Here is an 18,548-nt window from a genome sequence, read left to right on the forward strand (position 1 = left end):
TTACCACGTCTCATATTATTAACTTTAGCAACCGTCCCCCCTTCTATTCATATCCCCTGGAAAAGGACAATATTATTTCGACTGCAAGGCTGTTTCGATCAATTCTCCATAGAAATCACCTTCTTTCATTCCAAAAGCGCGTACTTGCTGCGGTATAAAACTTTGCGCCGTCTGCCCCGGAATGGTATTGATTTCAATAAAATAAAAGTTATCGGTTTCGTTTTCCAAAAAGAAATCTACACGTACCATACCTTTGCAATTCAATCTGACATAAATCTCTTTCAAGATACGTGCAGCCCGTTCCTGCTGTTCGTTAGTCAGCTCTGCCGGCGTAATCTCTTCGGTCAGTCCAGGTATATATTTCGCTTCGTAGTCAAAAAATTCGCGCGTAGTCCGAACCTCCGTAGCAGGTAAAACAACAAGCTCGCCTTTTGAATTGCGAAAAATTCCTTCCGAAAACTCCCGTCCGGTAACAAATTCTTCGACAATGACCTGTTTACCTGTATTTTCTGCATCAAAAGCTTTGTCGATCGCTTCTTTTAACTGTGCAGATTCTTTCACCTTGGTCATACCGATACTGCTCCCACCTGCATTAGGTTTCACAAAATAAGGCAGCGAAAGATTGCTTTCCACTATTTTGAGTGCCTCCGGGCGTTGCGATTCAAACAGTAGGACCGATTTTGCCAAATGCAGCTCTGGAATATCCGATAAAATCGCCTTTGTATACCCTTTATTCATCGTCAAGGCAGAAGTTAGCGCGTCACATGACGTATAAGGAATATCTAATAAGTCAAAATAACTTTGGAGTCTCCCATCTTCTCCAGGCACACCGTGTACCATAATAAATGCCAAGTCAAAAACCAAAACATCCCCATGCAATGAAAGCGTGAAATCTGCTTTCGAAATGGGATGCTGCTGACCATCTACATCTTCATAGTACCATGCTTCTTTGGTCACCGTAATCATATACACATCGTATTTGTCGTGATCAAGCTGCGAATTGACGAAGGCTGAACTTTTAAAAGAAACTTCAGCTTCTCCTGTATAACCTCCAGTTATTAATGCTATTTTTGCTTTCATAAATTTTAGCGATTCGAAGAGCAAATATAATTTGCTATACACGGAAAAACGAATAATTTTGTGACGAATAATTTTATTTAATCTTTCTGCAAACTTGGCTTTAATATTGCGGTTCTATGCAGAATTAATTTTTATTAACAGAAAAATGTCCAAAGTAGTACAATATCTTCAGACCCCCACATTTAGGAAAAATCTTATTGCCGCTTTCATTGCGATAGTATGCCTATTCCTTTTCGTTTATATTGGTCTGAAAGTATATACCAAACATGATGAATCTATTGCGGTCCCTAAAGTCAAAGGACTTCATATCAGTGCCGCTATTCAGGCGCTGGAAAATGCGGGACTCGAATATCAAATTGATTCTGTCTATCAGATGGACGCAAAGCCTGGTATGGTCATCGAACAAGATCCTGAAGAAGGATTTCATGTAAAATCGGGTAGAACTATTTATTTGACCATTATCACACAGGTCGCACCTGAAGTTGCTTTTCCAAATATAAAGGATAAAACATTGATCGAAGCCACTGCCATTTTGAAAAATCATAACCTTCGAATAGGAGACACTTCGTATGTAGCGGACATCGCAAGAGATATCGTTTTGGATGCTCAATTCGCAGGACAGTCCATCCGTAATGGACGGATGATACCTAAAGGTTCGCGTATAGATCTCGTTTTGGGAAATGGATTGGGAGCAAATGAAGTGGAAATACCTAATTTAATTGGACTTCCGTTAAATGAAGCGAAGTTTGCGTTATCTGGAGCTGGACTAGGTCTGGGCACTGTAACGTATGATCCAAATGTAACGGATACTGCTACCGCAGTAATCAGTGTACAATCACCAGGAATCGAAAAAGGCTTAACCAGCTTAGGCGCTAAAATTGATGTAACACTTTCAATTACAGCACCAGCACCTATTACAGATGCTCCTGCAGGTGTTACAACAACACCTAAACCACAAGCAAACCAAACCCAAGCTAATCCGAATGCCCAATCGAAGCCTGCTGCACCGGCGAAGAGTACGACCACAAATACGCCGACAACGAAACCTGCAAATAACGCCGTGGGCCAAAAGAAAGATAAAGAAAACAAAGGTAATAGCCTTGGGTTCTAAGGCTACGACCGTAAATTGAAATTGCATTGAATCACTGATAAAAGATGCTAAAGTCTTTAAAGATTCAACACGATAAACATAAGAAAAAACTGCGTTTCATACGCGAGATTTTTCGAACATTGACCGCTAAAGGCTGCATGAATGCCATAAATAGCGAACAAAAAATGATTAAAAAATTTTAGAATGAAAAATAAAAAGGGAATACCAAGTTGGTTAAAAATAATTGCTCTAATCGTTGTTGTCGTTGGAGCTTATTTTGCTTGGAAATTTTATAGCACGTTTTATGCTTCGAATGTATCGGGAGATAAAAAGTACCTGTATATACACGAGGGTGAAAAGTATGAAGATGTACTGAAATCAATCAGCGATTCAAATCTATTGGACGATATCGCTTCATTCCAGCGTGCAGCGCAATATAAAAAATATGAAAAGAGTGTAAAACCAGGTCGGTACTTATTGACACCTGGAATGAACAATAGACGTTTAGTTGGCAATTTAATGGGTGGCTACCAAGACCCCGTAAAATTCCGATTCGCCAATGTCCGATTAAAAGAAAATATGGCGGCGCTTCTTGGAAAAAGTTTCGAGGCTGATTCTGCGCAATTTATCGCTGTGCTGAATGATGAAGCTACGGCGCAGAAGTATGGATTTACGAAGGAAAATCTGATTACGATGTTTATTCCTAATACGTACGAAATTTACTGGAACACTAGTCCTGAAAAGATAATCGCTCGTTTTGATGATGAATGGAAAAAATTCTGGAATACGGATCGCACGGCGAAAGCAAAAGCGCTTAATTTGACTCCACAGCAGATCAGCACGTTAGCTTCCATTGTCAAAGGGGAAGCGCTACATCAAGATGAAATGCCCATGATTGCGGGACTTTATTTAAACCGCCTTAAAAAAGGAATGTTATTACAGGCAGACCCAACAGTAATCTTTGCCAATAATGATTTTACAATCAGAAGGGTATTGAATAAGCACCTAAGGACAGACAATCCCTACAATACATATATTTATAGAGGATTGCCCCCAGGCCCGATTTCTATTCCAAGCATCGCTGCTATTGATGCAGTGTTGAACTTCAAGCAGCACGATTACATCTATATGTGTGCGAAAGATGATTTCTCGGGTTACCATAATTTCGCAAAAACTGAAGCAGAGCATTTAATCAATGCGCGCAAATTTCAACAGGCTTTGGATGCTAGAAATATTAAAAAATAATGTTTGTATTTGATCATCAGATTCGCGTTCGCTATGCAGAAACAGACCAGATGGGCTATGTCTATTATGGCAATTACGCTGCGTTTTATGAAATAGCTCGAACTGAAATGCTGCGGAGTACAGGGATCTCATACCGAGAACTGGAAGAAATGGGGGTCATGCTCCCTGTCACAGAGATGAAGACCAAATATCTAAAACCAGGCAAATATGATGACCTGATTACAATACGTGTAACCATCCGAAAGAAACCTGCTGTTCGTATTGTCTTCGAATATGAGCTTTTCAATGAGAATGGAGAGCTACTTAATCAAGGAGAAACGACATTGGTCTTTGTCAATATGGAGAAAAATAGACCTTGTATGCCACCGCAAGTTTTCTTGGATAAGATGAGTAAATATTTTAATTAAAATGGGGAAAATCCACCAATGGCTATTAAATTTTGAACCTTATTTTAGATTGATCGAATGGAGTAAACGGGTCGTTCTACCTGGGTTTGGGTCGCTCCCTCTTTACACCGTAGCTGTATTTTTCTTTCAGGAAATTTCCAAAGACTCCATTATTAGCAAAGCTTCTTCCCTTTCCTACAGCTTTCTATTAGCTATTTTTCCAGGCATCATCTTTTTATTTACGTTAATCCCATATATTCCAATAAATAATTTTCAAGAGCAATTGTTGGATTTTCTTGCTGTGGTTATTCCTAAAAATGCATTTCTCGTTGTTGAAACAACTTTGGAAGATATTATCAAAAACCAAAATGGCGGATTGCTGTCCTTCGGTTTTGTGTTTGCAGCCTATTTTGCCACCAACGGCATGGCCTCCCTCATGAATGCATTCAATAAAGCATCGTTAATGACAGAAAAACGGCCTTGGATCAAAAAACGACTGTTGGCCTTAGCTTTGGCCTTCTTAATTATCTTTGCCCTGACTGTTGGAATGACGATTTTTACGATTGCTGGCATTACGATAGACTATCTTAAAGAAACGACGGGTATTAAATCAAGCTTCTGGGCGATATTGCTTAAGATAGCCCGATGGTTGATTATATTCGCTATCTATTTTTTCACAGTGAGTTGTATCTACAAATTTGGTCCTTCAACCTCCAATAAGTGGAAACTCTTTAGTGCAGGAGCATCGATGGCCACCATTCTGGCAATATTGACTTTTTCGATATTCACTTTTTATATCAATCACTTCGGTGCGTACAACAAATTGTATGGCTCTATCGGAACTTTAATTGTCATTATGCTCTGGATTTATTTGAATACGCTTATTTTATTATTGGGTTATGAGCTCAATGCTGCTATTGCGCTGTCCAAACAAACCATTGTTATTGCCAAACCACGTATTTTCAATTCGTTTAAGAGAGAAGATTAAGTCTTTTAAGCAGTTTAACTTATGCTTTCTAAGAAAGGAATTTCAGCAAATAAAGTCGATAAATAACAGAGTCAACGTTCAATTAATACCTTGGACATCTTGAGCTATAAAAACATCCCTATAACTGAAAGTATTTCAATAAAATAAGAAAAATAAAGTTTTGCATTTAAAGTTTTTTTGTACCTTTGCAACTCCTACAAAGTAGGAAAAAGGAGAAAATTAATTAATGGCAAAAAAACAAGAAGCAGAAAAAGAATTAGCAGCGAAAAACGCAGAGCTACAAGGTGCTGACACTAAAGTAGTGAAAGACACTGAACAAATTGAATCAGAAGCTGATTCAAACTTAATCGACGAAATCAAATCAAACACTTGGATCACACCAGAAGGTGAATTTGACTGGGATGCAAATGATAAAGGTTTCGGAAATTATAGCGAAGCTGAACGCGCTAAACTTGAAGCACAATACGCAGATACTTTTAACCAAGTTAATCAAGGTGAAATTATCGAAGGTACTGTAGTTTCTATCAACAACAAAGACGTAGTCTTAAATGTTGGTTTCAAATCTGACGGTTTAGTTTCTTTATCAGAATTCCGTGACTTACCAGAATTAAAAGTTGGTGATAAAGTTGACGTATTCGTTGAATCTCAAGAAGATGCTAACGGTCAATTAGTACTTTCTCGCAAACGTGCTAAAACTCAAAAATCTTGGGAAGCTATCAATGAAGCATTAGAAAATGATGCAATCATTACTGGTTTCGTTAAGAGCCGTACTAAAGGTGGTCTTATCGTTGACATCAAAGGTGTTGAAGCATTCTTACCTGGATCTCAAATCGATATCAAACCTATCCGTGACTACGATGTATACGTAGGTAAAACAATGGAATTCAAAGTTGTAAAAATTAACCACGAATTCAAAAACGTTGTTGTATCGCACAAAGTCTTAATTGAAAACGACTTAGAAAACCAAAAATCTGAGATCGTAGCTAAATTAGAAAAAGGTCAAGTATTAGAAGGAACTGTTAAAAATATCACTGACTTCGGTGTGTTCATCGACTTAGGTGGTGTTGACGGTTTGTTGCATATCACAGATATCTCTTGGGGTCGTATCGAGCATCCAAAAGAAGTTTTATCACTAGATCAAACGATCAACGTTGTTGTATTAGATTTTGATGATGAGAAAAAACGTATTGCTTTAGGCTTGAAACAATTATCTGAACATCCTTGGGAATCTTTAGACACAGCATTAGAAGTTGGATCTAAAGTTAAAGGTAAAATCGTAACAGTTGCTGATTACGGTGCTTTCTTAGAAATCATCCCAGGTGTTGAAGGTTTGATCCACGTTTCTGAAATGTCTTGGTCACAAAACTTACGTTCTCCACAAGAGTTCTTGAAAGTTGGTGATGAGATCGAAGCACAAATCTTAACATTAGATCGCGATGAGCGTAAAATGAGCTTAGGTATCAAACAATTGACTCCAGATCCTTGGAAAAACATCACTGAGCGTTACCCTGTAGGTTCTAAACAAACAGCTGTTGTTAAAAACATGACTAACTTCGGTGTATTCGTTGAGTTAGAAGAAGGTATCGACGGTTTGATCCACATCTCTGATTTATCTTGGTCTAAAAAAATCAACCACCCTAACGAATTCACTAAAGTTGGTGAAACATTAGACGTAGTTGTTTTAGAATTAGACGAAGAAAACCGTAAATTATCTTTAGGTCACAAACAATTGGAAGAAAACCCTTGGGATACTTTCGAAACAATCTTTACTGAAGGTTCTATTCACGAAGGTACTGTGATCAAAGTTGGTGATAAAGGTGATATCGTAGCTTTACAATATGGTGTTGAAGGTTTCTGTCCTTCTAAACACTCTGTTAAAGAAGACGGTTCTTCATTGAAAGTTGATGAAGTTACTTCATTCAAAATTATTGAGTTCAACAAAGAGAACAAACGTTTAGTAATTTCTCACTCTCGTATCTGGGAAGAAGAGAAAGAAGAAGCTCGCAAAGAAGAGTCTAGCAACCGTAAAAAAGACGCTAAAGCTGAGTCTTCAGCTGTTAAAAAAGTAAAAGATTCTGTTGAAAAATCTACTTTAGGCGATTTAGACGTGTTAGCTCAATTGAAAGAGCAAATGGAAAATGATAAAAACGCTAAGTAATTAGCAATCTAAATCCATAAAAAGCGGCTGTTCCAAAAGAACAGCCGCTTTGTTTTTACAGGGATGCTTTTGTAATTTTGCAGCAATAAACGTTATTGTTATGTCATTCAAATCAGCCTTAATCAACCCCACCGAACTTCTGGAATCATTGGGACAGCATACTGACATTGTCCTCCTCGATTGCACCATAGACAAAGTTGGCCAATCGATTAAAGATGTCAAGCTTGAAATACTTCCCCATTCTCATTTTTTTGACATCGAAGGAAAACTATCGGATCCTCATTCTAAATTGCCACATACCCTCGTTTCGCCCGAAGTATTCGAGCGCGAAATGCAAAATTTGGGGATTAATCAGGATAGCACAGTCGTGTTATATGACAGATGGGGCGTTTATTCCAGCCCAAGGGCCTGGTGGATGTTTAAGGTGATGGGATTTGCACAGGTCTTTGTTTTAAATGGCGGTGCTCCCGCCTGGAAAAACAATAAACTGCCACTCGTAGACCAGTATACAACCGCTGCAAGTCGCGGTAACTTTAAAGCCCAATTTCAAGCAAACCTGTATGCCGATAAAGCGTATATCTTAGCTCATTATCGGGATGCACTGGTAAATATTTTTGATGCCAGAAGCAAAGGTCGATTTAGTGGTTTAGTAGCTGAACCCCGAAAAGGCCTTCATGGTGGGCATATCCCCCATTCTAAAAATCTCCCTTTCGAAGAATTATTTGACGGAATAGTCTATAAACCCGTTGATGAACTGAAACAGCAATTTGATCATTTTAATGCGACCGGAAATGAATATGTATTTTCGTGTGGGTCGGGTATCACGGCCTCAATCTTAGCATTTGCTGCTCATCTTACCGGTCACGAGCAAATCCGTGTATACGATGGTTCTTGGTCAGAGTGGGGCCGTGAAGAACTCAATCTTCCAATCGAAAAATAAGTCAAAATAAAGTATTCCAAGAATAGAGATTATCCTCCAGGCGGATTTTTTCCGCATCCAGCAGATCACGAATAATCTCTATTCTTTGCTTTTCCGTACCTAATGTTAAACTACCCACCAAATCATGGATATTCTTCGCACCGGCAAGTAAACTGCTCTTTATTTCGGCTTTTATATTTGTCCGTTGCTTTGCCTGATGATTACGGATCAGGCATAAATCACATACTTCACAGAACCCCGCATTTTTCTCACCAAAATACAATAACAACGATTGACTACGGCAATTGCTTCGCTCGATATAATTAATCATGCCATTGACCTCCTCTTCCTTCACCTGATGGCGATCCCGAATAAAGACATGGTCGATATGCAGATGTTTATAATCGACCCGATTCTGTAGGAATGTCAATTGCGGTGAATCTGTAGAAGGCAAATAAGTCGCTATTTCCAACGTTTCTAACGACTTCAATAACTCTACTACACGACCGTATGGTATACCTAACTTTCCTGCAAACTCGTATTCATTGATTAATATGAAATTCTCAAATACGCCGCCGTAGCTACGTAAAATAGCCTTGACGAGCTTATCATATTTTGCATACTGAACCTGAAATTTATATAGCTCAGAACTGTCAATCTCAAATTTAAAGCGAGAAGGGATTGTAACAGCCTCCGACAAGACCAGCCAAGTATCCCTTTCTAAAAATTTCAGTGCACTCATCACTGGCACCAAGGGTAACTGATATTTTTTAGCAAATGTAACGACATCAAAATCCACTGTCACCCCCTCTCCAGAACCATAGGGAATCTGAAAATGATTACAAAGGTAGTGATAGGTTTGTTGAATAAAGGAAATATCTGGAAAACTAGCTTGCAGATTATCCAGTAGTTTCTGCTCATCTGCTTTTTGATAAAGAATAACAGGATAGGCCTTCTTGCCATCTCTTCCTGCTCTACCGGCTTCTTGATAATAGGCCTCCAGCGAATCCGGCAAATCGAGATGAATCACAAAGCGCACATCTGGTTTATCAATCCCCATTCCAAAGGCATTTGTAGCGACGATAACACGAACAATATTTGTCATCCACCCATGCTGCTTCTGATCCCGCTCTTGCCCAGAAAGTCCCGCATGGTAATAATCCGCCGAAATGCCATTATTGACTAAAATACGGGCTACTTCTTGTGTTTCGCGACGGTTTCTGACATAAACAATACCGCATCCGCCCAATTTATGGATGATGCGTACCATGCGGCCCATCTTATCTTCCTCTTCAATAGCCATATAAGCTAGATTATCCCGAAGAAAGCTTTTGACGAATACATTTTCTTTCGAAAAATCGAGTTTCTGCTGAATATCGGTTATCACACGCGGCGTTGCAGTGGCCGTAAGAGCCAAAAAAGGCACTTTGGGATGTAATTCACGTAATTTAGCTAACTCTAAATAAGGCGGCCTAAAATCATATCCCCATTGGGAAATACAATGCGCTTCATCAATGGCAAATAGATTGACATTCATAAATCGTATACGTTCTCTTACGATGTCATTGTATAACCTTTCAGGAGAGAGATAGAGAAATTTTATTTTTCCATAAACGCAGTTATCCAAGGTAATATCTACCTCTCTCTTCTTCATACCCGAGTAAATTGCGACCGCCTGAATTCCATTTCTTTTCAAATGTTCAACCTGGTCTTTCATCAACGCAATGAGTGGTGTAACCACAATACAAATTCCTTCTAGCATCAATGCAGGTACTTGAAAACAAATCGATTTTCCCCCACCTGTCGGCAATAAAGCCAAGGTATCTTTACCAGAAATGACAGATTGAATAATTTCTTCCTGCAGGGGTCTAAATGAGTCAAATCCCCAGTATTGCCTTAAGATTGATATACTATCTTGCGTCATAAGTTCTCCTTATTCCAAACATACGCAAAATTATCTTTCATGAGATAATTTTGTATCCCCAAACTATCCAGCATACGTTGCGTAAGCAGACACTTTTCCATTGAGTTGGACCCATCCAGCACAACAAGTTTTGGTCTAATTTGCTTTAATACATCTGGTAAACCATAAAAAAAATTTTTTCGAATAATGACAATATCAGCCGGTGACATCGTTCCTTTCGGATGGGACAAAATAGCGATTTTGCCTAAAGGAAGCGTAACAAAATAGTTCTTTCTATCCCGCCCATTTAATGGCACAAATTGAACTTCACCTGTCGATAACAATCCAATTTCCCTTCCACATGCATATTGTAATCCTTTGGCCTGCAAAGAATCAAAAGTGCTATAAACAATTCCGCGACCAGCTTTGAAATACCCCATAGTCAATTCATGTTTTGTATTGTAAATACGAAAGCGTTCTAAATCATTACTTTCTAACCGTTTTTTCCCAATGATTAGCGACATCCCAATTCCACAATATAGCCCCAGCCATACGTACCTTTTATCCTTCCACTGAAAAGCATATAAAAAAGAGAAAACTGCAAAATAGGCCAAAAATAAAACACTAAATTCCATAGTGCTTATCTTTATAGTCGAAAGAGGTAAATGGCCAATAAATTTCAAACATGATAGTATAAAATGAATGAGATTTTCTAAAAGAAAACCTAAAATCTCATTTAGCCAGTCGACAGGGCTAATGGTCATAATAAAACCAGCATACATCACTAGCGTGGAAGGAATATCGACAAGTAAATTGGCAATCAGAAAATAAGTGGGGAACTGTCCAAAATAATAAAGACTTAGCGGTGTTGTCAGTATCTGTGCTGCAATAGAAACTGTTAATAAATCTCTTACAAATCGGAATATAGAACTTTTGATCGGCAAAAGTACATTCACCAACGGTGCACATAATATCATACCCAAAACTGCTAAAAAAGACAATTGGAAACCAACGTCGTAAATAGCCCGGGGCGCAAACAATAGAATCAATACAGCAGCAATAATAAGCGAATTCAAGCTTGAAAAACTTCGTTTAAAATATTGTGCACATAGAACAAAACTAATCATAATAGCTGCGCGTGTAATTGGTGCATCAAGCCCTGCTATAAAGGCATATATCCAGATCGTGCTCCATAATAAAATTAATGGTAGCCACTTCAGATAAAGTGGCCATGCTATTTGTTTGATAATAAGAGATAAAAACCCAAATAAAACAGCAACGTGCATCCCCGATACACTTAAGATATGTACAGTTCCTGTATTCGTGAAAGCCTCCATACTACCGGTACTGATCTCGCTTCGAAAACCGTATAACAATGCCGATGCAATAGCAAAATTTTCATCCCCTTTGAGATGGCTACGGAGCTTAACTAAAAAATACTTTCTCGTTTGCAAAGCAGCTTCAAACACAGAAAACTCCCTTGTTGCTTGCCAACTGATCACCCTATAGTAAGCAGATTTTACAAAAACTTCATGATATATTAAGTACTTTCTCATATACTCCCTATAATCAAACTCCATCGGATTACGTGGCGGAGCTATTCTCTTCACATCCCCTTTTAACCACAGGAAGTTACCAAATTGAAGGAAGTTTTTCGCACTCAATTTTAGGGTTATCATCAATCGACCGGAAGTTTGTACAAACTCACCTTGCCTATATACACCGATCACTTCTGCAGAAAAACGGGTAATATGCTGCTTTATCTGAGGTTCCTCTATTATTTTCACTACATAACTCTCTGCATCGATCTGAGAGAAATGGTTTGCGATAACTATAGGGTCATTGCGCCAATAGTGAAAGATTCCAAACAGTATAACAGTTAGGTAATACCCGAACAAATAACCATATTTGCGAATTTTACCCCTAAAAAAATAGCAACACATGGTTAGCAGGGCCATTACAATCAACGCCTGTTGTAAATATTGAAATATTGGGCGAGAAATTGGTAATGTAGGAGCCAAAAGAAGCATCAAAATATATAGGATTGCAATTTTAAGAATGGGAATTCGCTCTAATCTTTGGAGAAAACTTAACTCATTCATAATTGCCATTTCAACTGTAATTTAACCTCAGATTTTATGTTACCGTCGATCTGATCCAATCCTGTTCCAATAGTCTCTCTTCCGGGATAATAATATATTCCGTACTTCGCCCATACTCGAAGATGGCGGCTTAAGCGATAGTTTAGATTGAGGTAGGTTCTCCATCCCTTTGTATTGTACATGCCGAAACCAGCTGCGTACAGTACATCTTGCTCATAAGCATAGATTCTATTGTCATAGCTAGCCGCGTCAAAATATGCGATCCGCATATTTGACTGTAACTTTCCAGCTGCCGACTTCCAGAATACATCCTGAAAAAACATATATCCGAAACTGTTTTCCTGATACTCTTTTTGGAACATATTGGCTTCTGCGCGTGAACGAATAGTCCACCGGGAACTAAGACGATAATGAAATTCTACCCTTAACTGCTGCTTAACTGTATTCACAAGCCCATGCTCGGTCTGTCCCTCTCCTGTGTAGTTAACTTGTTTTAATCGGTTGCGATAACGCAAGGAAAGTTGCCCCTTTTTATACCACATGTAACTTAGCTGACTGAAGAAATCAGCTCCTGTAGATAGTGTATCAGCCTGATACTTTGCTCCCGGAAAACGGAATACATCAGCATAATTAGACCAGAGTAGTTTTCTTCCAAGTTGGTACGTTAATCCCAAATATCCCCCCTGCTCATTTGACGTATCACCCGATTCACCAAATCCATGTCCATAAAAAGTATGAAAATTCTTCTTGTAGTCGCGAAGTGAAAGGACCGTAGACAATCGCGGATGTAAACTGATTATCGCGCCTGCTAATAACGCGGAACCGCCATCCATGCTGTTGGCATATTCGCCGAACACATAGATATTTCGAATCGTATAGTTTGTATACAAACTTATGTTTCGCAGAAAATCTCCTTCAAAATCAGCTTGCTGTCGTATTCCCTTTCCCTTGATTTTAAAGACATCTAACTGGGTCTCGTTAAAATGAACACCTGCTTTGAACCGTTTATAGCGCCACAATAGATTCAATCCATAGGCCATTTGAGATGCAGCACCACGATATTTCTGTTCGGTTGGAGTGCGATGTAAACCAGTACTTGCAATCGTTGAAATCGTTGCCGGAAAAGTTGTACGGTCAACATTTCCGTCAATAGATCGATAAGAAAAATAAGGTGTAATTTCTATATGTTTAATCTGCAAAGTTCCGGCAATACCACGCATAAAATTAACCTCATTTAACGAAGTGTAGGATTTTACACCAATCCCTTGTCTTGCGGCATGCTGTACCAATCCTCCTTTTCCGAAATTCAAACCATTCCACATACTGAGCCCCTGTCCAAACTGCAAGGCATAGTCGCCGATGACGATATTCCTGAAACGGCCAAAATTTTTTATCGACAAACTCAAGCTATAGAAATCAAACCCCATTTTTTGCCGATCTCTAAAAAAGGGTTCCCCGGCATCTTTTTTCATATTAACGGCGAGTTGGATTCTATCGTTCAATTGAGCTCTGTACCTCAGCGCATAGCGATTAGCATCGCCGAGATACCTGGATCGCGTTGTATCAGTGATACGATAGCCTTTCGATTTTTCGAGCGTCCGAGCATACCGCAACATAATTTCTTGCTTAAATTTCCTTAACTTAAGGACGCTTAACGGTGATTCAGAGCCTATTTGTACAAAAGGCAGCAATAAATGGACAATTCGTTCATTAAATCCTTCGATGGCCTGTAGTTCCAGTATATTGATAAATTTCCCTGATATAGCCCTATGCTCAAGCAGGTGATCAATTAATAAAGGATTTAGAAATTGTAACTCAGCGAGTTCGCTACCATCAGTTTTATTGAGATCGATGGGGTGTTTGAGGTAATGATGCCACTTTTCAGTCAGTTCGCTCAAATCAGCATCCTCGGGAAGATCTTCCGATAAACTTTCAAATAAATCTTGGAGATCGATTTTTTCATTTGTCTGCGCCATACAGGTTCCAATAAAACAACCTATAAAGAGCAAAATTTTGCTACAATATTTCATAATAGGTTTTAATTAATATTGGCTAGATGTTAGGCGATGAAGCTTTTATCCCGGCAGAAAAAAGACTCATTAGCATGAAAATAGGAAATATAAATGAATAAAAAAAGCCTGATGAGAAATTCATCAGGCTTTGCTATTCATTTATGTACACTTCCGTTAGGCTAAACTTACATTAAATATCAATTTTAGCATAACGTGCATTTTTTTCAATAAATTCACGACGCGGAGCAACTTCGTCTCCCATTAACATGGAGAAAATACGGTCACATTCCGCCGCATTCTCAATAGTTACTTGCCTCAAGGTACGCGTTTCAGGATTCATAGTCGTATCCCATAGCTGTTCAGCATTCATCTCTCCAAGACCTTTGTAACGCTGTACGTGCACACTATCCTCTTTACCAGCTCCCTTCAAACGCTGAATAGCATTAATACGTTGATCTTCATTCCAAGCATATTCATGTTCTTTTCCTTTTTTGACCAGGTATAGCGGCGGCGTTGCAATATAAACATATCCTCTTTCGATCAATTCCTTCATATATCTGAAATAGAATGTCAAGATTAATGTTGTAATGTGGGATCCATCCACATCGGCATCCGTCATGATGATGATGCGGTGATAACGTAGCTTTTCAAGATTCAGTGCTTTAGCATCCTCGGCAGTACCTACACTCACGCCCAAAGCAGTAAACATATTTTTGATCTCCTCATTTTCGTAGATCTTATGTTCCATCGCTTTTTCGACGTTTAAGATTTTACCACGTAAAGGCATGATCGCCTGATGTTTTCTATCACGGCCAGACTTAGCTGTACCACCCGCAGAATCACCCTCGACAAAATAGATCTCACATTTCGTAGGATCGTTGTCTTGACAGTCGGCCAATTTACCCGGAAGTCCAGAGCCCCCCATTACGGTTTTACGTTGGACCAAATCACGGGCTTTACGAGCCGCAGCACGTGCTTGAGCTGCAATGACAACCTTTTGCACGATAGCTTTTGCTTCACGTGGATTCTCTTCCAAATAAACACCTAAGATCTCACCAACAGCAACATCTACAGCCCCCATCACCTCGGAATTACCGAGTTTAGTTTTTGTCTGTCCTTCAAATTGAGGTTCTGCAACTTTCACTGAAATTACAGCCGTCAATCCTTCACGGAAGTCATCACCCGTAATTTCAACTTTCAAATTCTTAAGCAAACCAGACTTGTCCGCGTAAGCCTTCAATGTACGGGTCAAACCACGACGGAAACCAGCAACATGCGACCCACCTTCAATGGTATTAATGTTATTCACATAAGAATGCACATTTTCAGAATACGTATCATTATATTGTAAAGCCAGTTCGACAGGAATACCTTGCTTTATACCTTCCACATAGATTGGATCTGGAATCAACGCCTGACGGTTTCCATCTAAAAATTTAACAAACTCCTTAAGACCTCCCTCAGAATGGAATGTTTCTTTTTTCTCAGAACCGTCCTCATTTGTCTCACGTTCGTCATTCAACGTCAAACTCACCCCTTTATTTAAAAAAGCAAGCTCACGAAGACGATTTGCCAAAGTATCGTAATTATACACCGTAGTCTGCGTGAAAATCGTAGGGTCTGGATGAAATGTTACAATTGTACCAGTCTTATCAGATACCCCAACTTCTTTCACATCATACAAAGGCTTACCAATTTGATATTCCTGCTGAAAAACCTTCCCGTCACGATGAACCTCGGCCTTCAGAAGAGTAGATAATGCATTTACACAGGACACACCTACACCATGCAAACCGCCAGAAACCTTATATGTATCTTTATCAAACTTACCCCCAGCATGCAATACTGTCATTACAAGCTCTAAGGCAGATTTATTTTCCTTTTTGTTGATTCCTGTAGGAATACCACGACCGTTATCCCGAACAGAAATCGAATTATCTTTATGGATAGTTACAAAAATGTCTGTACAATATCCTGCAACAGCTTCATCGATTGAATTGTCAACTACCTCGTATACCAAATGGTGTAGCCCTTTTACACCGGTATCACCAATATACATGGATGGACGCTTACGAACCGCCTCTAAACCCTCTAATACCTGGATATTATCGGCGGAATAGGTGGATGCATTTTTATTTTCTTCGCTCATTGAAAACCTCTTAAATGTAATATCCAAAAATACGAAATTTTGCCCGATTTATCAAGCCCACAAACAAGTATCAAGCGGATATCTAGAATTGTCAGAACATCGGATAATTTTACTTTTTTATTCTAAAAATTAGAATTTCAATTTTTTTGTGGTAGGTTTGTTTTCAGTAATAATTTGCAAAAAAACAAAATAATGAATACTATATCTTCAATTGTATCTAAAGTGCCCTTTGCCCTTTTGTTGGCTGGATCGATTGCATCATGTAATCAAGGTACAAAAACAGCAAGCGAGCCTGCAAAAAATGATTCCAATACCGTAAAAAAGGAAAATCGGGGAAGTAATAAAGATAAAATTGTCTATTTAAACTCCGATTCTCTTTCAGAAAAATATCAATATTTTAAGGATATTAAATCAAAGCTTGAAAATAAAGTAAAGAAAGCACAAACGGACCTGCAATCCAAAAGTACGGCCTTCCAACGTGAAGTTGCCGAATACCAAAAAAATGCAGCAACAATGTCGGCTGCTGATCGACAAGCTACCGAACAAAAATTAGCACGAAAACAAGATGAGCTTGCACGCTTGGACCAGACAGCGTCTTCCTCGATAGCAAAAGACGAATCTGAAGAATTCAACAATGTTTATAACAAAATAACTGAATTCCTAAAAAAACATGCGGCTGAAAATGGATATAAGTTAGTGTTGACCTATTCAAAAACCAATCCTACAGTCTTATATGCTGATCCTTCTTTGGAGATCACCAATGAAGTAATCAAACAATTAAACGAAGAATATAAATCGTCTAAAAAATAGAAGATTACAATAATCTAGGAAGCCATCAACTGAGTTGATGGCTTTTTTTATTTTCTTTCTTATCTTGTCCTTACAAAATTAGATTTATGGTCAGAACGATTGTTGAAAAGGAAATCGCAAACTACGAATGGATAGATATAGCTGAGCCAACCTCAGAAGACTTCAATTTTATTAAACAGCGTTTTAATTTAAATGAAGCTTCGATCAAGGACTCTAAAGAGCCAGAACATCTGCCTAAAATTGAAGAATTTGACAATTATACCTTTGTTATACTCCGCGTCATGTCAGACAATTTCAAAGAGAATTCAGACAGTATCGGAGAAATCACCGACCGCCTTACCATCTTCTACGGAAGTGATTTTGTAATTACTGTACACAAACGTCGCATCGAATTTCTAGAAAAGCTCAAGAATATTGAATTCACATCTATCAAAACAAAAAACAGCCGTAAACTGGCTGTTTTTATCACGACTGCGGCGGTATTTACTTTTAGCCAAACCTTGGAGCAACTTTCAACACGCATCGATGCATACGAAGAATTGATATTCCTGAAACGCATGCGACAACAGCCAGTATTGAAAAATCTCTATTTTATCAAAAGACAAATTGATGTTGCACGTAAAGTGATCTTTCTCTACAAAGAGGTTGTTGAGCATTTTCATTCATCTTCAAAAAAAGATGTATACACACGGGATCTTAAAGATCTACAGGTTCGAACAGCGACATTATATGAAAACTTATCTGAAAATGTAGCTCAGCTACTGAATGTATACTTCAATATCTCGTCCAATCACACCAACGAAATCATGCGCATCCTCACAATTTTCTCCGTATTTTTTATGCCAATTACATTTGTTGCAGGAATTTATGGTATGAATTTTAAAAACATGCCCGAACTCGAATGGTACTACGGATATCCGATTGCCATAGCGATCATGATCGCCATATCTCTTGCGATCTATCTCTGGTTCAAAAGAAAAGGTTGGTTATGATAAGCCAACCTTTTTCTTTGCAGTAGTCACTACAAAATCTTTAAGATAGAATGGCTCAAAATAAGCAACATCCTCAAATAGCTTCCGCTCAAATTTTTCAAATGCCAATGGTGATAAAAAAGCCGCAGAATCTTTGAAACCACTTAAAATATTTACTCGCTCCGTTGAACTGAACAAAGTTTCAAATTTATCGGCTCCCGCACCAAACAATTGGACACGATCGTAGTCTAACAACAATCCATTGAAATAATCTATATCGATAATCTCCGCTGAGGTTGCTCTTACTAACGTAGCATCATGATCGTAAACAGCTGTATAGACTTCCATACGACGTGCATCGAGCATCGGAAGATAAGCCTCACCTACTGTTAGACCAAATTGACTTCTATACCCTACAAATAAAGCTTCCAATGTATTAATAGCAATTAACGGAATATCTAAGGCATAGCAGAGACCTTTGGCGGTAGACACTCCTATACGAAGTCCAGTATAAGAGCCCGGTCCCATACTCACCGCAACCGCATTCAAATCCTGCATATTTCGACCGGTTTGTTTGAGAATTTCCTCGATCAAAATAGTTAGTTTGGCTGCATGTGCATTCGGTTCATCGAGATTGATAACATGTAATGTTTGACCATTTTCACTCAGGGCAACCGAACATACAGTCGTTGATGTATCTATCTGTAAAATTAAATTATTCATCGTCTTTATAGA

At 38.7% G+C, this 18,548-nt stretch carries 14 protein-coding genes; 8 read left to right on the forward strand and 6 right to left on the reverse strand.

The window, feature by feature from the left end; all coding sequences use genetic code 11:
- Positions 1–72: 72 nt before the first annotated feature.
- Positions 73–1,080, reverse strand: coding sequence for a D-alanine--D-alanine ligase (locus B2107_RS11440; RefSeq protein ID WP_293955762.1), 1,008 nt, complete (start codon positions 1,078–1,080; stop codon positions 73–75).
- A 145-nt stretch (positions 1,081–1,225) separates the two neighbouring features.
- On the opposite strand from B2107_RS11440, the gene B2107_RS11445 reads away from it, so the two are divergent.
- The 6 genes from B2107_RS11445 to B2107_RS11470 all read left to right on the forward strand — a co-directional run bounded on the left by B2107_RS11445 (position 1,226) and on the right by B2107_RS11470 (position 7,887).
- The gene (locus tag B2107_RS11445; protein ID WP_293955763.1) at positions 1,226–2,191 is read left to right on the forward strand and encodes a PASTA domain-containing protein; all 966 of its coding nucleotides are present in this window, start codon (positions 1,226–1,228) and stop codon (positions 2,189–2,191) included.
- Between the two features lie 183 nt (positions 2,192–2,374).
- Positions 2,375–3,415 (forward strand): endolytic transglycosylase MltG, encoded by a 1,041-nt coding sequence (gene mltG / locus B2107_RS11450; protein WP_293955764.1) that lies wholly within the window; start codon positions 2,375–2,377, stop codon positions 3,413–3,415.
- Complete coding sequence (locus B2107_RS11455) at positions 3,415–3,822, forward strand: acyl-CoA thioesterase (RefSeq protein ID WP_209576611.1); 408 nt, start codon at positions 3,415–3,417, stop codon at positions 3,820–3,822. Before mltG ends, B2107_RS11455 begins: the two co-directional genes overlap by 1 nt.
- A 1-nt stretch (position 3,823) precedes the next feature.
- Complete coding sequence (locus B2107_RS11460) at positions 3,824–4,789, forward strand: YihY/virulence factor BrkB family protein (RefSeq protein ID WP_293955765.1); 966 nt, start codon at positions 3,824–3,826, stop codon at positions 4,787–4,789.
- A 226-nt stretch (positions 4,790–5,015) separates the two neighbouring features.
- The gene (rpsA, locus tag B2107_RS11465) at positions 5,016–6,947 is read left to right on the forward strand and encodes a 30S ribosomal protein S1 (protein WP_293955766.1); all 1,932 of its coding nucleotides are present in this window, start codon (positions 5,016–5,018) and stop codon (positions 6,945–6,947) included.
- Between the two features lie 100 nt (positions 6,948–7,047).
- Entirely contained in the window at positions 7,048–7,887 is an 840-nt protein-coding gene (locus B2107_RS11470; protein WP_293955767.1) for a sulfurtransferase, read from the forward strand.
- 1 nt (position 7,888) lies between these two features.
- Here B2107_RS11470 and B2107_RS11475 read toward each other — a convergent pair whose 3' ends face one another.
- From B2107_RS11475 to gyrB, 4 genes are all read right to left on the reverse strand, one after another.
- Entirely contained in the window at positions 7,889–9,790 is a 1,902-nt protein-coding gene (locus tag B2107_RS11475; RefSeq protein ID WP_293955768.1) for a RecQ family ATP-dependent DNA helicase, read from the reverse strand.
- Positions 9,787–11,880, reverse strand: a complete 2,094-nt coding sequence (locus tag B2107_RS11480) for a ComEC/Rec2 family competence protein (RefSeq protein ID WP_293955769.1) — start codon at positions 11,878–11,880, stop codon at positions 9,787–9,789. The genes B2107_RS11475 and B2107_RS11480 overlap by 4 nt, the downstream gene beginning before the upstream one ends.
- Positions 11,868–13,847, reverse strand: a complete 1,980-nt coding sequence (locus B2107_RS11485; RefSeq protein WP_293955770.1) for a helix-hairpin-helix domain-containing protein — start codon at positions 13,845–13,847, stop codon at positions 11,868–11,870. Before B2107_RS11485 ends, B2107_RS11480 begins: the two co-directional genes overlap by 13 nt.
- A gap of 226 nt (positions 13,848–14,073) precedes the next feature.
- Positions 14,074–16,032, reverse strand: coding sequence for a DNA topoisomerase (ATP-hydrolyzing) subunit B (gyrB, locus tag B2107_RS11490; protein ID WP_293955771.1), 1,959 nt, complete (start codon positions 16,030–16,032; stop codon positions 14,074–14,076).
- Positions 16,033–16,224: 192 nt separating this feature from the next.
- On the opposite strand from gyrB, the gene B2107_RS11495 reads away from it, so the two are divergent.
- Entirely contained in the window at positions 16,225–16,842 is a 618-nt protein-coding gene (locus B2107_RS11495; RefSeq protein ID WP_293955772.1) for an OmpH family outer membrane protein, read from the forward strand.
- A gap of 86 nt (positions 16,843–16,928) precedes the next feature.
- Positions 16,929–17,834, forward strand: a complete 906-nt coding sequence (locus B2107_RS11500) for a CorA family divalent cation transporter (RefSeq protein WP_293955773.1) — start codon at positions 16,929–16,931, stop codon at positions 17,832–17,834.
- Here B2107_RS11500 and tsaB read toward each other — a convergent pair.
- Entirely contained in the window at positions 17,829–18,536 is a 708-nt protein-coding gene (gene tsaB, locus B2107_RS11505; RefSeq protein ID WP_293955774.1) for a tRNA (adenosine(37)-N6)-threonylcarbamoyltransferase complex dimerization subunit type 1 TsaB, read from the reverse strand. The genes B2107_RS11500 and tsaB overlap by 6 nt on opposite strands.
- Between the last annotated feature and the right edge of the window lie 12 nt (positions 18,537–18,548).

Origin of the sequence: Sphingobacterium sp. UBA7855 (assembly GCA_002500745.1) — a bacterium.
Classification (GTDB): Bacteria; Bacteroidota; Bacteroidia; order Sphingobacteriales; family Sphingobacteriaceae; genus Sphingobacterium.